Source organism: Streptomyces sp. NPDC102258, assembly GCF_055584685.1.
The window spans coordinates 118,761-131,672 of the sequence record NZ_JBVJLO010000015.1; the positions used below are offsets into that span (position 1 = coordinate 118,761).

The following is a 12,912-nucleotide window of genomic DNA, read 5'->3' on the forward strand; positions in this document are numbered from 1 at the left end:
TCACTCGGGGCGGGGTCGGGGACGGCGGGCGGGGCGGGGCGGGGCCGGAGGGTGCCCGGCCGTGGGCGCGTCGGGGCGGGCGGCCGTTCCGCTCCGGCGGCGGGCCGTAGCAGGCGGCGGGACCAGCGGCCCCGACCGGGGGCCCGGCGGTGCGGGACACCCGGAGCTCTGCCCTGAGGAGCCGATGGCCCCGCCCCGGCGGCTGGGTCGGGGTGGGGCCGGTGGCTCCGCGAACGAAGTCGCCACCCCCGAAGTGCGGGGGCGGGGCCTGGAGGGCTCCTCCATGCTCGCCGGTGGGACGGTCATCGGGAAACCCGTACACCGCACTCACTGCCATCACGTAACACGATGGCTGCCCTACCCTGGCTCCATGTACGACCCCGTCCAGCTGCGGACCTTCCTCACCGTGGCCCAGACCCTGAGCTTCACCCAGGCCGCGGCCCGGCTCGGCGTACGGCAGTCCACCGTCAGCCAGCACGTGCGGCGGCTGGAGGCGGCGACGGGGCGGCCGCTGTTCGCCCGGGACACGCACAGCGTGGCGCTGACGGAGGACGGGGAGGCGCTGCTCGGGTTCGCGCGGACCATCCTGGAGGCGCACGAGCGGGCCGCCGCCTTCTTCACCGGCACGCGGCTGCGCGGGCGGCTGCGGTTCGGGGCGTCCGAGGACTTCGTCCTCACCCGGCTGCCGGAGATCCTGGAGGGGTTCCGCCACGAGCACCCCGAGGTGGACCTGGAACTCTCCGTCGAGCTGTCGGGCACGCTGCACGAACGGCTGGACGCGGGGCGACTGGACCTGGTGCTGGCCAAGCGGCGCGGGCCCGGGGACGAGCGGGGCCGGCTGGTGTGGCGGGACCGGATGGTGTGGATCGGGGCGGAGGGGCTGCGGGTGGACCCGGAGCGTCCGGTGCCGCTGATCGTCTTCCCGCCGCCGGGGATCACCCGGGCGCGGGCGCTGGAGGTGCTGGAGCGGGACGGGCGGGCCTGGCGGATCGCGTGTACCAGCGGCAGCCTGAGCGGTCTGGTCGCGGCGGCCCGTGCGGGGCTCGGCGTGATGGCGCACACCCGGGGCCTGATCCCGCCGGGCCTGGTACGGGTGGGCGGCCTGCCGGAGCTGGGGCCGGTGGAGTTCGCCCTGCTCCACGGGCGCCGCCCCGCCCCGGCGGCGGAAGCCCTCGCGGCGGCCGTCCTGCGCGGCGCCGACCGCCTGAGCCGGCCGGTCTGACCCGGCCCCGCCGGGGAACCCGTCACCCCGGGCCGCCGCCCCCGCGCCCGCCCCCGTAGGGATCTTGTGGAGGTTTCCACAGGGGTGCCGGTCGGTGGGGTGGTTGGGGTAGCGTCGCGGCGCCCAGCACCGAGAGGAGCGGGACGTTGCGCGAGTTCACCGTGCCACCCGTGGTCACAGGAGCGCCGGTCGGCGGTCTGGCCGACGTCGTGTTCCAGCATGCCGCAGAGGATCCGCACCGGGTCGTGCTCGGGCGCAAGTCGGACGGAATCTGGCGTGATGTCACCTCTCAGGAGCTGGCCGCCGAGGTGCTGGCGCTCGCCAAGGGGCTCCTGGCGCAGGGGATCCGGTTCGGGGACCGGGTCGCCGTGATGTCACGTACGCGCTACGAGTGGACCCTGTTCGACTTCGCGCTGTGGGCGATCGGCGCCCAGCCGGTGCCCGTCTACCCCTCCTCCTCCGCCGAGCAGGTGCACTGGATCCTCTACGACTCCGCCTGCACCGGGTGCGTCGTGGAGGACGAGGACCAGGCGATGACGGTCGGCTCGGTGATCGAGCGGCTGCCGGAATTGCGGCTGCTGTGGCAGCTCGACGCGGGCGCGGTGGCGGAACTGGTGGCCGAGGGGCGGTCGGTGGCCGAGGACGTGGTGCACCGCCACCGCCGCGCGGTGACCCCGGACGCCGTCGCCACCGTCATCTACACCTCGGGCACCACCGGCCGCCCCAAGGGCTGCGTGCTCACCCACGCGAACTTCATGTTCGAGGCGGACACGATGGTGGCCCGCTGGGAGTCGGTGTTCCGGGCGGGGCCCGGCGAGCAGCCGTCCACCCTGCTGTTCCTGCCGCTGGCGCACGTCTTCGGGCGGATGGTGGAGGTGGCCGCCGTACGGGCCCGGGTGAAGCTGGGGCACCAGCCGGTGCTGGCGGCGTCCGAACTGCTGCCGGACCTCGCCGCCTTCCGGCCGACCTTCGTGCTGGGGGTCCCGCACGTCTTCGAGAAGGTGTTCGCGGCGGCCCGCCGCAAGGCGGAGGCGGAGGGACGCCGGGGTCCCTTCGACCGGGCCGTGGAGACGGCCGTGCGGTACGCGGAGGCGCGCGAACAGAAGGCCTTCGGGATCGGGCCCGGGCCCTCCGCCGGGCTGCGGATGGAACACCAGCTGTTCGAGAGGCTGGTGTACGGGAAGGTCCGCGAGGCGCTCGGCGGGCGGGTGCGGCACGCGATGTCGGGCGGGTCGGCGATGTCGCGGCGGCTGGGGCTGTTCTTCGACGGCGCCGGGATCACCGTGTTCGAAGGGTACGGACTGACGGAGACGTCGGCCGCCGCCACCGCGAACCCGCCGGGGGCGACGAAGTACGGGACGGTGGGGCCGCCGATCCCGGGCTGCACCATCCACATCGCCGACGACGGGGAGGTGTGGCTGCGCGGCGGCCACGTCTTCTCCGGGTACCTGAACGACCCGCGCGGTACGGAGGAGGTGCTGCGCGGCGGCTGGCTGGCGACCGGCGACCTGGGGCGGCTGGACCGGGACGGGTACCTGACGATCACCGGCCGCAAGAAGGAGATCCTGGTCACCTCCAACGGCAAGAGCGTGGCGCCGACCGCGCTGGAGGAGCGGGTCCGGTCCCATCCGCTGGTGTCGCACTGCGTACTGGTCGGCAACGACCGGCCGTTCATCGCGGCGCTGGTGACCCTGGATCGGGAGGGCATCGCGCACTGGCTGTCGATGCGGGGGCTGGCGCAGCGGCCCGCCGAGGAGCTGGTGGACGATCCGGAGCTGGCGGCGGAGGTGCGGCGGGCGGTGGTGGCGGCCAACACGCTGGTCTCGCAGGCCGAGGGGATCCGGGCCTTCCGGGTGCTGCCGGGGCAGTTCACGGAGGAACGCGGGCTGCTGACACCGTCGCTGAAGCTGAAGCGCCGGGCCATCGAGAAGGCGTACGCGCGGGAGGTGGCCGGCCTCTACCCGTCGTGAGCGTGCGCCCGCCCGGGAGCCGGCCGCCGCCCCGGATGATCACCCCGAGAGCGGGAATACGGTGTGCTGAGGGCCGGTTGTCGCCCCTCGTACGCCGTGGCACGGGCCACACCGCACCGACCCCGAGGGAACGACCAGACGTGAACCAGGTCCCCACCATCAAGCTCAACAACGGCACGCTCATGCCCCAGCTCGGCTTCGGCGTCTGGCAGGTCCCGGACGCCGACGCCGAACGCGCCGTCGGGACGGCCCTGGAGGCCGGCTACCGGAGCGTCGACACGGCGGCGGTCTACGGCAACGAGCGCGGTACCGGCCGGGCCCTGGCCGCGTCCGGGGTGCCGCGCGGGGACCTGTTCGTCACCACGAAGCTGTGGAACGGCCCGGACCGGCGGTGGGGCCGCGACGAGGTGCTGCGCGCCTTCGACGAGTCCCTCGACAAGCTGGGCCTCGACCACCTCGACCTGTACCTGATCCACTGGCCGCGCCCGATGCGCGACGACTTCCTGGCCATCTGGAAGGCCTTCGAGGAGATCGCGGAGAGCGGCCGCGCCAAGGCGGTCGGCGTGTCGAACTTCCGCCCGGCGGACCTGGAGCGGCTGGCCGGCGAGAGCGGCCTGGTGCCGGCCGTGAACCAGATCGAGCTGCACCCGCTCTTCCCGCAGGAGGAGCTGAGGGCCCTGCACGCCGCACGGGGCATCGTCACCGAGGCCTGGTCCCCGCTGGGCCAGGGCAAGGAGCTGCTGACGCACCCGACCGTCGTCGGGATCGCGGACCGGCACGGCCGCAGCGCGGCGCAGGTGGTGCTGCGCTGGCACCTCCAGCACGGCAACGTCGTGATCCCGAAGTCGGTGACGCCGGAGCGGATCCGGGAGAACCTGGACGTGTTCGGCTTCGAGCTGGACGCCGCCGACGTCGCGGCGCTGGACGCGCTGGGCGCGAGCGCGGCGGGCCGGCGGATCGGTCCGGACCCGGCCGTCTTCGACGTCTGAGGGCCGCGCGCGTGAATCTTCCGGACGGGGTCTACCGGATCCGCAACGTCGACAGTGGCCTGGTGCTCCAGCTGGAGGGCGCCTCGCGGGTACGGGTGGGCCCGGACGGGCCGCCCGCGCCTGCGGGGGCCCGCCGGTGGCGGATCTCGCCGGTGCACAGCGGCGGCGGGATCTTCCATGTGGTGAGCGAGGACAACGGCCGCCGCCTCGACGTCGCGAACGCGTCGACGGAGAGCGGCGCCCGGGTACAGGTGTGGCGGGCCAACGCCTTCGGGGCGCAGGAGTGGCTCGTCGAGGAGCATCTCGACGCCCCCGGGGTGGTGTCGCTGGTCGCCTGCATCAGCGGCCTCCCGCTGGAGACCGGTCCGGAGGGCCGGGCCCGACAGGGCGAGGACACCGACTCCCCGTCCCAGTGGTGGCGCCTGGAACCGGCCTGACCCGCCCCGGCGGGGCGGACGCGGGGGTCCGCCCCGGTGCCCGCGTCCTCACAGGCGTACGAAGCTCCGTACGCGGTACGTCGGCTCCGCGCGCGGGGCGTCCTGGCCGGGCAGGTGCGCCAACCGGGCCGCCAGCTCCGCCACGGTGGTGCCGCGCGGCCTGATCCGGGAGGCGTAGCGCCCGGCCAGCAGGTCGGCGGCGGCGCCGCGCGGGGTGCGGCCCTGGCCGTGGCCGGTGAACCGGGTCTCCCGGTCCGGGCGCAGGCCCGCGCGGGCCGCGTACGCCTCCACCGTGCGCGAGTCGTCGGCGGGCCGGTCCGTCAGGTGCGGGGCGAACAGGGTGTCGATGTCGCTGCCGACGTCGTGCGCGGCGTCCTTGTCCACGGTGGTGACGAGGACCCCGCCGGGCCGCAGGACCCGCCCCGCCTCCGCGACCACGGCCGCCACGGCGCCGGGTGCGCGCAGCAGGTGCAGCAGCCAGACGGCGCCGACCGCGTCGAGGGAGGCCGGGCGCAGCGGCAGCCGGGTGCCGGAGGCGAGGACGGCCGGCACCCCGCGCCGGACGGCCGTGCGGGCCATCCCGAACGAGCTGTCGGCGCCGAGGACGGTGAGCCCGGGCCGGGTGATCCGGGCCGTGACGATGCCGGTGCCGCAGCCGAGGTCGAGGAGGGTGCGGGCGTGCGGCGGGAGCAGGCCGAGCACCGCCGCGGCGGCGGCCTCGGCGCGCGGGACGCCGCCGCGCGTGGCGTCGTAGCTCCCCGCCTCGGCGTCGTAGTCGAGCAGGGGGCGCGCCCCCGCCATCAGGCGGCCCCATGGGCGGGGGCGAGGGCTTCGACGCGTTCGGCGAGGCCGAAGTCCTTCTCGGTGACGAGCCCGCCCGCGTCGTGGCTGTTCACGGCGAGGCGGACGGTGTCGTAGCCGAGGGTGAGGTCGCTGTGGTGGTTCAACTCGTCCTGGACCACCGCGATATGGGCCACCATTGCGCTGGCGGCGCGGTGCGTGGGCAGCCGGTAGGTGCGCAGGATCCGGTCGTCCTCGAAGGCCCAGCCGGGGAGCTCGCGCAGCCGGTCCTCGATCTCCTTCTGCGACAGCGGTTCGCTCGGCATCCGCGTTCTCCTTCATCCCGGTGACGTACGGTCAGTTTCCCACAGCGGGCGCCGGTACGACCCTCGCGCGCCACGGTGCGCCCGGGTGCTCCGGCGCACGCGCCCCGGCACCGCACGCTCCCGGCGGCGGGGGGCTCGGCTACCTTCGGGGCATGACGACGGCAAGTGTGGGCGCGCTGCTGCGCACCTGGCGGGAGCGGCGCGGGATCAGCCAGCTGGAGCTGGCGGGCCGGGCCGGCTCCTCGTCCCGGCACATCAGTTTCGTGGAGACCGGGCGGTCCCGGCCGAGCGAGGAGATGGTGCTGCGGCTCGCCGAGCACCTGGACGTGCCGGTCCGGGACCGCAACGCCCTGCTGATGGCCGCCGGTCACGCCCCCCGGTACGCGCACACCCCGCTGGACGCCCCGGCCATGGGCGCCCTCCGGGAGGGCATCGAGCGGCTCCTGGCCGGCTACGAGCCGTACCCGGCGCTGGTGGTGGACGGGACGTACACGGTGGTGGCGGCCAACCGGGGCGTCGCGATGCTGCTGGAGGGGGTCGCGGAGGAGCTGCTGGCGCCGCCGCTGAACGCCATGCGGCTCACGCTCCACCCGCGCGGGCTCGCCCCGCGGATCCGCAACCTGCGGCAGTGGCGCGGCCACCTGCTGGAGCAGATGGAGCGGCAGATGGCGCTGGTCCGCTCGGCGCCGCTGCACGCCCTGTACGAGGAGGTCGCGGCCTACCCCGTACCGCCGGAGCGGGAGCGGGAGCGGCCGGAGGCGGCGGAGGCGGGCGTGGAGGGGTATCCGTACGTCGCACTGCCCCTGCGGATCGAGCACGACGGGCAGCTGCTGTCCTTCGTGTCGTCGGTGTCCACCTTCAACACGCCGCTGGACGTGACCGTCGCCGAACTGGCCATCGAGACCTTCCTCCCGGCGGACCCGGCGACGGTGAAGTACCTGCGCTCACTGGGCCCGTGAGCGGGCCGAGCGGAGCGCCGACTGCTGGACGAGGGCGAACGCGGCGACGACGAGGGCCTGCGCCGGGATCCACACCGCCGCGGCCGCGGTGGGCGGGAACCACAGGGCGAGCGAGAGCGGGCTGAGGGCCGCCCAGGCGTAGCGAGGGGGCCGGCGAAGACGGCGTACGCGAGTCCGTTCCCGGCGGTGACCACGGCGTCGAGGGCGAGGAAGCGGCGCAGTGCGGTCTGCGGGGCGCCGGTACGGGCGAGGGCGGTGAACAGGGTCGCGGACATGGCGGACCAGCCTCCGTCGAGGTCGTGGGGCGGGGCGGGGCGATGGCGGGGCGTCGCCGGATCCCGGAGCCGAGTGCGCGGCCCCGGAACCCGTGTCCTCACTGTGCCGGGGTGCCGGGGCGCGGGTCGATTACCTGCGAGGTCAAGGCGGCGGAGCGGGGGCCGGGGAGCGTCCGGCGCCCGCCTTTTGGGCGGGCGCTGGTTGGGGGCGGGAGCGGCGGCTAGGCTGCCCCGAGCCCCTCACTCGAACGCCTTGTCGACAAACGGAGAATGACCCGGTGCGAGCCGCCGCCCGACCCGAACCCACCGTGGCCCACAGCCCCGTCGGCGGGACGGCGTCATGAGGACCACCCGGGCCATGCGCCGGCTCGGCGCCGAACTGCTGGCCGAGGCACGGATCGTGCCGCCCTGTGACGTCGCCGGGATCCTCGGCGCCCTCTGCGCCGCGTTCGAGCGGCGGCGCGGCGGCCGGCCGGTGGACTTCCACTTCACCTCCTTCCCGCCGGAGTCGGCCAGTGGGCTGTGGCTGGAGCTGGAGGACCGGGACCTGGTGGTCGTCGAGGAGCGCACCCGGCCGGAGCACCAGCTCGTCATCGCCTGCCACGAGCTGTGGCACGTGGACGAGGGCATCGGCTACGAGCTCGGACCGGGCAGGGCGGTGGCGGCCCGGCTGACGGCACGCCACGCCGCCCTCGCCGATCTGCTGGCCCGCGAGGGCGGGCTCGACGCGGTGGTCCGGCAGGTGGCCGCCCGGGCCGACCAGGGGGATCCGGTGGAGGTCCGGGCCGAGACCTTCGGCCTGCACCTGGGCAAGCTGCTCCGGCCCTATCTGCCGGCGCCCCGGGAGGAGCGGTTCCCCGGGGCGATCGAGCGCATCAACACCTCGCTCGGCTGGGGCAGCACGTGTCACCCCGGCCCCCCACGCCCACCGGGCAGCCCGTCCGCCGGGGGCGCCCCGGCTGCCGGGGGCGGCCCGGCTGCCGCGAACGGCCGGTCCCCCGCCGGCGGCCCCGCCCCGGCCGGCGGCCCGCCTGCCGCAGACGGCCCGTCCCCTGCGGGCGGCCGGGCTCCCGTCGGCGGCCCGGCTGCCTGGGGTGGTCCGTCCCCCGCCGGGTGATCCCCGTAGGGCCGTGCCGCCCGCCTCACCGGGTGGCTCCCGGCCCGCCACATGATCCCCGTCCCGCCACGTACCCCCGCCGAGCGGAGCGACCCCGTCCCGCCGAGGAACCGCCTGACCCGCGTCAACGCGTCCCCGCGTCCCCGCGCGGCCGCTGCCTCCGGGCACGGCCCCTGACAGAGAGCACGACACGATGAACCAGTCCTCCCCGCGCCGCCACGCCGTCGTCATCGGCGGCAGTCTGACCGGGCTCCTCGCCGCCGCCGTGCTGGCCGAGCACGCGACGGTCACCGTCATCGACGCGGACCTGCTGCCCGAGGGGCCGGCCCCGCGCCGCGGCCTGCCGCAGGGCCGGCACACCCACCTGCTGTGGTCGGGCGGCGCCCGGGCCATGGAGGCGGTCCTGCCCGGCATCCTCGACGAGCTGACGGCCGCGGGCGCCCTGCGCCGCAGCCTGCCCACCGACCTGGTCACCATGACCGCCCAGGGCTGGATCCCGCGCTGCGCGGAGAAGCAGTTCAACATCTCGTGCAGCCGCGATCTGCTCGACTCGGTGCTCCGCGCCCGGGTCACCGGCCTCCCGGGGGTCGGCACGCTCCAGCGCAGCCGGGTCCAGGGCCTGGAGGGCACGGCGGCCCGGGTCACCGGGGTCCGCGTCGACACGCCCGAGGAGCGGGGACGGCTGGTGGCGGCCGACCTCGTGGTCGACGCGAGCGGGCGCGGCTCGCGGGCGACGGCCTGGCTCGGGGCGCTGGGCGTGGACGGCATCCGGCAGGCCGGGGTCGACTCCGGCCTCGTCTACGCGACCCGGATCTTCGAGGCCCCGGCCGGGGCGCACGAGGCGGGTTTCCCCATCGTCAACGTGCAGTCCGACCCGCGGGTGCCCGTACCGGGGCAGACGGCCACGATCGTGCCGATCGAGGACGGCCGCTGGCAGGCCACCCTCTCCGGCACCCGGGGCGGGCAGCCGACCGGCGACCCCGAGCGGTTCATCCCCTTCGCCAAGGGCATGCGGGACCCGATCGTCGGTGAGCTCCTGGAGGGCAGGAAGCCCCTGACGGACGTCGCCGTCACCCCGGGCACCGCCAACCGCCGGATCTACTTCGAGAAGGCGGCGCTGCCCGACGGCTTCTTCGCCGTCGGCGACTCGGTCGCCACCTTCAATCCGCTGTACGGGCAGGGGATGACGGTCGCCGCCCAGGGGCTGCTGGCCGTACGGGCGCTGCTCCGGGAGAAGGGGCTCGCCCATCCCGGCATCGGCCGCGAGGCGCAGCGCGCGCTGGTGCCGCAGGTGGCCACCGCCTGGGAGCTGGCCACCTCGCAGGACATCCTGTACCCGGGGGCGACCGGGATGAAGCCGAAGGCGGGGAGCGGTCTGCTCAACGCGTACGTAGACCGGCTGATGACCGGGGCCACCACGGACGAGGTGCTCACCGCCGCGCTGTTCAAGGTGATCACCATGAGCGGTGCGCCCACCGACTGGCTGCGCCCGTCGGTGGTCTGGCACGTCCTGCGCGCCTCGGACCGGGGCGCCCTGAAGGCGCCGCCGCTCACCGCGGCCGAACGCGCGGTCGCCGGCCTGGACGCGCCGGCCGGCGCGGTGGACCCGGCCGGCCCGGCCGGTCCCGCCGACCCCGTCGGCCCGGCCGACCCCGCCGATCCCGTCGGACAGGCCCGGTGAGCGGCAGGTTCCTGGACTGCCTGCCGGGGTCCCTCATGGTCCTGGCGCTGCTGGTCAAGGCGCCGGCCCTGCTCCGGGACTGGAACCGGCCGCTGAACCGGGCCGCGTGCGCGCTGCTCGTCCTCGGCGCTCCGATCACCTTCCTGGCCTCACCGCCGACGATCGCGGCGGTCAACCGGGCGACCGGGGTGGTCAACTTCTCCGCGCCGCTGGTGTTCTGCCTGCTCACGCTGTTCTCCGGGGTCTGCGTGGTGCTGGTCCTGCAGTGGCGCGGCGGTCCGCCCGAGGCCGTGCGGCGGGCCACCCGGCTGACGGTGGGCGTCTTCGGCGCGGCGGCCGCGGCCATCGTCGTCCTGTTCGTGATCGGGGACGCGCCGGTGGAGCGGCTGCGGGACCTGGACACGTACTACGCGACGACGCCCTGGATCCGGGAGATGATCGTCTGCTATCTCGCGGCGCACACGGCGGGCACCTCGGCCCTGACCGTGCTGTGCGCGAAGTGGCTGCGGCGGGCGGGCCGTTCGCTGCGGCCGCTGCGCGGCGGGCTGGCGCTGATCGTGCTGGGCGGGCTGCTGGACCTGGCCTGCCTCGCCGCCAAGTGGGCTGCGGTGGCGGGCCGCTGGTGCGGCCGCGACTGGGTGGCGCTGTCCACGGACGTGGCGCCGCCGCTGGCCTCCGCCTCCGCCCTGATGGTCGGCGCGGGCTTCCTCGTGCCGCTGGCCGGCGGCTCGGCGTTCTGGCGGGACCTGCGCCAGTACCGCCTGCTGCGCCCGCTGTGGAGCGCGCTGCGCCCCTTCGCGTCCCGCAGCGTGACGACGGTGCCGCTGGCCTGGTGGTCCCCGCTCGGGATCCGGCTGGTCCACCGCGAGTCGGTGATCGACGACGGGCTGCTGGCCCTGGCCGGCTGGTTCGACCCCGCAGTCCGGGAGGCGGCGTACGAGGCCGCGCGCGGCCAGGGGCTGGACGGGGCGGCCGCCTCGGTGGTGGCGGACGCCGCCATGCTCGCCGCGGCCTGCCGGAGCCGGGAGGCCGCGGACCGCGCGGGCACGGTGCGGCCCCCGTCCCGGCCTGCCGGGGAGGACGCCGGGCACCGCCTGGACGGGCCGCCGCTGGCCGCCCTCGCCCGGGCCTTGCGGACCTCCCCCATCGTGGCGGCGGCCGGCCGCTGAGACCCCGCCCGGCCGGAGCCGGCGCGGGGCCCCCGGCCCGGGCGCGCGCGGTCAGTGGTCCGCGAGGAGCTCCGCGAGGTCCAGGCCGGCCTGTGCGGCGGCGGCCCGGACGGTCTGCTCCAGCAGGACGGCGATGGTCATCGGGCCGACTCCGCCGGGCACCGGGGTGATCAGGGAGGCACGGGCGGCGGCCGACTCGAAGTGGACGTCGCCGACGTTGCCCTCGTTGTAACCGGCGTCCAGGACGACCGCGCCGGGCTTGATGTCCTCGCCCCGGATGAACTCGGCCTTGCCGACGGCGGCGACCAGCACGTCGGCCTGGCGGACGATCGAGGGCAGGTCCACGGTGCGGGAGTGACAGTAGGTGACCGTGGCGTTGCGCTCCAGCAGCAGCATGCCGGCGGGCTTGCCGAGGATCGCGCTGCGGCCGACGACGACGGCGTGCTTGCCGGTGAGGTCGACGTCGTACGCCTCCAGCAGCCGCATGATGCCGTCGGGGGTGCAGGAGACGAAGCCGGGCAGGCCGAAGCCCATGGCGGCGAAGGAGTGCATGGTCACCCCGTCGACGTCCTTGCCCGGCGCGATGGCCTCGAAGGCGGCGCGCTCGTCGATGTGGTGCGGGACGGGGTGCTGGAGCAGGATGCCGCTGATCTCCGGGTCCTCGGAGAGGGCCGTGAGCGCGGCGACGAGCTCCTCGGTGGTCGTGGAGGCGGCCAGCTCCACGTGGCGGGAGGTGATCCCGGCCTTGGCGCAACGGTTCTGCTTCATCCGTACGTAGGTGACGGAGGCGGGGTCCTCGCCGACGAGGACGGTGGCGAGGCAGGGCGCGGTGCCGGTGCGCCCGGTGATCTTCGCCGCGAGGGCGGCGGTCTGCTCGGAGATGCGGCGGGCGAGGGCGGTGCCGTCCATCAGGCGGGCGGTGGCGGTCGTCATGGGGTCTCCTGGACGTCGCTGCGGGCGCGGAACGCGGAACGTGTGACGCCGATCACGGACATCGATCACGGGATGTGGATCGCGGAACGTGGATCGCGTGTCGCCCAGGCGCGCGGCAGTCGACGTACGGAGGTGGCCGTACGCCGGGCCGCTCCCCGGTGGTGATCCACCCGAACGCCAGTCACGGCCCGTCGCACAGTCTAGTCGAGGTATCCGGTGGTTGCCGGAGCCTCGACCTGGGACGATCGGGACATGACGCGCACTTTCGACCATCTCGTCGCGGAGGCCGATTCCGTCTCCGTGGACGGCTGGGACTTCTCCTGGCTCGACGGCCGGGCCACCGAACAGCGGCCCTCCTGGGGGTACCAGCGGCTGCTGGGCGAGCGCCTGGCCCGGGTCCGCTCCGCCCTGGACATCCAGACCGGCGGCGGCGAGGTGCTCGCCGGCGCCGGTCCCCTGCCGCCGCTGACCGCCGCCACCGAGTCCTGGCCGCCGAACATCGGGAAGGCGACGCGGCTGCTGCACCCGCTGGGCGCGGTGGTGGTCGCGGACGCCGACGAACCGCCGCTGCCCTTCGGCGACGAGGCCTTCGAGCTGGTCGCCAGCCGGCACCCGGTGACCATCTGGTGGGAGGAGATCGCCCGGGTGCTGACACCGGGCGGCACGTACCTCTCGCAGCAGGTCGGTCCGGCGAGCGTGTTCGAGCTCGTCGAGTACTTCCTCGGCCCGCAGCCCGAGGAGGTGCGGCGCGGCCGGCACCCCGACGACGCGGTCGCCGACGCCACGAAGGCGGGCCTGGAAGTCGTCGATCTGCGCTCCGAGCGGCTGCGGACGGAATTCCATGACATCGGAGCCGTGATCTACTTTCTCCGGAAGGTGATCTGGATGGTGCCCGGCTTCACGGTCGGGCAGTACCGGGACCGGCTGCGCGAGCTCCACGAACGGATCGAGCGCGAAGGCCCGTTCGTCGCGCACACCGCCCGGTTCTTGATCGAAGCCCGCAAAAAGGGCTGACGTCGGGACCTGCGGAAGGCGCGGATCCGGGGCGGACGGA

General features: G+C 75.3%; 12 protein-coding genes, 1 pseudogene and 1 riboswitch. Of the genes and pseudogenes, 9 read left to right on the forward strand and 4 right to left on the reverse strand.

Features of this window, described 5'->3' with window-relative positions:
• The first annotated feature begins 370 nt into the window (after positions 1 to 370).
• The 4 genes from ACZ6ZT_RS24140 to ACZ6ZT_RS24155 all read left to right on the forward strand — a co-directional run bounded on the left by ACZ6ZT_RS24140 (position 371) and on the right by ACZ6ZT_RS24155 (position 4,618).
• The gene (locus ACZ6ZT_RS24140; RefSeq protein WP_469721946.1) at positions 371 to 1,222 is read left to right on the forward strand and encodes a LysR substrate-binding domain-containing protein; all 852 of its coding nucleotides are present in this window, start codon (positions 371 to 373) and stop codon (positions 1,220 to 1,222) included.
• Between the two features lie 146 nt (positions 1,223 to 1,368).
• Positions 1,369 to 3,192, forward strand: coding sequence for an AMP-dependent synthetase/ligase (locus tag ACZ6ZT_RS24145; RefSeq protein WP_469721947.1), 1,824 nt, complete (start codon positions 1,369 to 1,371; stop codon positions 3,190 to 3,192).
• A 140-nt stretch (positions 3,193 to 3,332) separates the two neighbouring features.
• Positions 3,333 to 4,181: an aldo/keto reductase gene (locus ACZ6ZT_RS24150; protein ID WP_469721948.1), complete on the forward strand. Its 849-nt coding sequence runs from the start codon at positions 3,333 to 3,335 to the stop codon at positions 4,179 to 4,181.
• 11 nt (positions 4,182 to 4,192) lie between these two features.
• The gene (locus tag ACZ6ZT_RS24155) at positions 4,193 to 4,618 is read left to right on the forward strand and encodes an RICIN domain-containing protein (RefSeq protein WP_469721949.1); all 426 of its coding nucleotides are present in this window, start codon (positions 4,193 to 4,195) and stop codon (positions 4,616 to 4,618) included.
• Positions 4,619 to 4,666: 48 nt separating this feature from the next.
• Here ACZ6ZT_RS24155 and ACZ6ZT_RS24160 read toward each other — a convergent pair whose 3' ends face one another.
• Both ACZ6ZT_RS24160 and ACZ6ZT_RS24165 read right to left on the reverse strand, forming a co-directional pair.
• Positions 4,667 to 5,419 carry a class I SAM-dependent methyltransferase gene (locus ACZ6ZT_RS24160; protein ID WP_469721950.1) on the reverse strand — a complete coding sequence of 251 codons (753 nt, stop codon included), beginning with the start codon at positions 5,417 to 5,419 and terminating at the stop codon, positions 4,667 to 4,669.
• Complete coding sequence (locus ACZ6ZT_RS24165) at positions 5,419 to 5,724, reverse strand: 4a-hydroxytetrahydrobiopterin dehydratase (protein WP_469721951.1); 306 nt, start codon at positions 5,722 to 5,724, stop codon at positions 5,419 to 5,421. The genes ACZ6ZT_RS24160 and ACZ6ZT_RS24165 overlap by 1 nt, the downstream gene beginning before the upstream one ends.
• A 152-nt stretch (positions 5,725 to 5,876) precedes the next feature.
• On the opposite strand from ACZ6ZT_RS24165, the gene ACZ6ZT_RS24170 reads away from it, so the two are divergent.
• Entirely contained in the window at positions 5,877 to 6,683 is an 807-nt protein-coding gene (locus ACZ6ZT_RS24170; RefSeq protein ID WP_469721952.1) for a helix-turn-helix domain-containing protein, read from the forward strand.
• Here the strand turns inward: ACZ6ZT_RS24170 and ACZ6ZT_RS24175 are convergent.
• Positions 6,669 to 6,958: pseudogene (locus ACZ6ZT_RS24175) on the reverse strand (hypothetical protein). The gene ACZ6ZT_RS24170 and the pseudogene ACZ6ZT_RS24175 overlap by 15 nt on opposite strands.
• Positions 6,959 to 7,298: 340 nt before the next feature.
• Between ACZ6ZT_RS24175 and ACZ6ZT_RS24180 the strand changes: the two are divergent.
• From ACZ6ZT_RS24180 to ACZ6ZT_RS24190, 3 genes are all read left to right on the forward strand, one after another.
• Positions 7,299 to 8,075, forward strand: coding sequence for a hypothetical protein (locus ACZ6ZT_RS24180; protein WP_469721953.1), 777 nt, complete (start codon positions 7,299 to 7,301; stop codon positions 8,073 to 8,075).
• Between the two features lie 193 nt (positions 8,076 to 8,268).
• A complete protein-coding gene (locus ACZ6ZT_RS24185) occupies positions 8,269 to 9,756 on the forward strand; it encodes an NAD(P)/FAD-dependent oxidoreductase (protein WP_469721954.1) in 1,488 nt (495 codons plus the stop codon).
• Positions 9,753 to 10,925: an MAB_1171c family putative transporter gene (locus ACZ6ZT_RS24190; RefSeq protein WP_469721955.1), complete on the forward strand. Its 1,173-nt coding sequence runs from the start codon at positions 9,753 to 9,755 to the stop codon at positions 10,923 to 10,925. The genes ACZ6ZT_RS24185 and ACZ6ZT_RS24190 overlap by 4 nt, the downstream gene beginning before the upstream one ends.
• 51 nt (positions 10,926 to 10,976) lie before the next feature.
• Here ACZ6ZT_RS24190 and ACZ6ZT_RS24195 read toward each other — a convergent pair whose 3' ends face one another.
• Positions 10,977 to 11,858: a bifunctional 5,10-methylenetetrahydrofolate dehydrogenase/5,10-methenyltetrahydrofolate cyclohydrolase gene (locus ACZ6ZT_RS24195; RefSeq protein ID WP_469721956.1), complete on the reverse strand. Its 882-nt coding sequence runs from the start codon at positions 11,856 to 11,858 to the stop codon at positions 10,977 to 10,979.
• Between the two features lie 95 nt (positions 11,859 to 11,953).
• Positions 11,954 to 12,053, reverse strand: a riboswitch (ZMP/ZTP riboswitch).
• Between the two features lie 57 nt (positions 12,054 to 12,110).
• On the opposite strand from ACZ6ZT_RS24195, the gene ACZ6ZT_RS24200 reads away from it, so the two are divergent.
• Positions 12,111 to 12,872: a methyltransferase domain-containing protein gene (locus ACZ6ZT_RS24200; RefSeq protein ID WP_469721957.1), complete on the forward strand. Its 762-nt coding sequence runs from the start codon at positions 12,111 to 12,113 to the stop codon at positions 12,870 to 12,872.
• The last annotated feature ends 40 nt before the right edge of the window (positions 12,873 to 12,912 follow it).

What these genes read in the sequence shown, in the direction of transcription:
- ACZ6ZT_RS24185 (WP_469721954.1), top strand. Translation starts at nt 8,269, where the DNA reads ATGAACCAGTCCTCCCCGCGCCGCCACGCCGTCGTCATCGGCGGCAGT.
- ACZ6ZT_RS24165 (WP_469721951.1), bottom strand. Translation starts at nt 5,724, where the DNA reads ATGCCGAGCGAACCGCTGTCGCAGAAGGAGATCGAGGACCGGCTGCGC.
- ACZ6ZT_RS24160 (WP_469721950.1), bottom strand. Translation starts at nt 5,419, where the DNA reads ATGGCGGGGGCGCGCCCCCTGCTCGACTACGACGCCGAGGCGGGGAGC.
- ACZ6ZT_RS24170 (WP_469721952.1), top strand. Translation starts at nt 5,877, where the DNA reads ATGACGACGGCAAGTGTGGGCGCGCTGCTGCGCACCTGGCGGGAGCGG.
- ACZ6ZT_RS24180 (WP_469721953.1), top strand. Translation starts at nt 7,299, where the DNA reads ATGAGGACCACCCGGGCCATGCGCCGGCTCGGCGCCGAACTGCTGGCC.
- ACZ6ZT_RS24140 (WP_469721946.1), top strand. Translation starts at nt 371, where the DNA reads ATGTACGACCCCGTCCAGCTGCGGACCTTCCTCACCGTGGCCCAGACC.
- ACZ6ZT_RS24195 (WP_469721956.1), bottom strand. Translation starts at nt 11,858, where the DNA reads ATGACGACCGCCACCGCCCGCCTGATGGACGGCACCGCCCTCGCCCGC.
- ACZ6ZT_RS24200 (WP_469721957.1), top strand. Translation starts at nt 12,111, where the DNA reads ATGACGCGCACTTTCGACCATCTCGTCGCGGAGGCCGATTCCGTCTCC.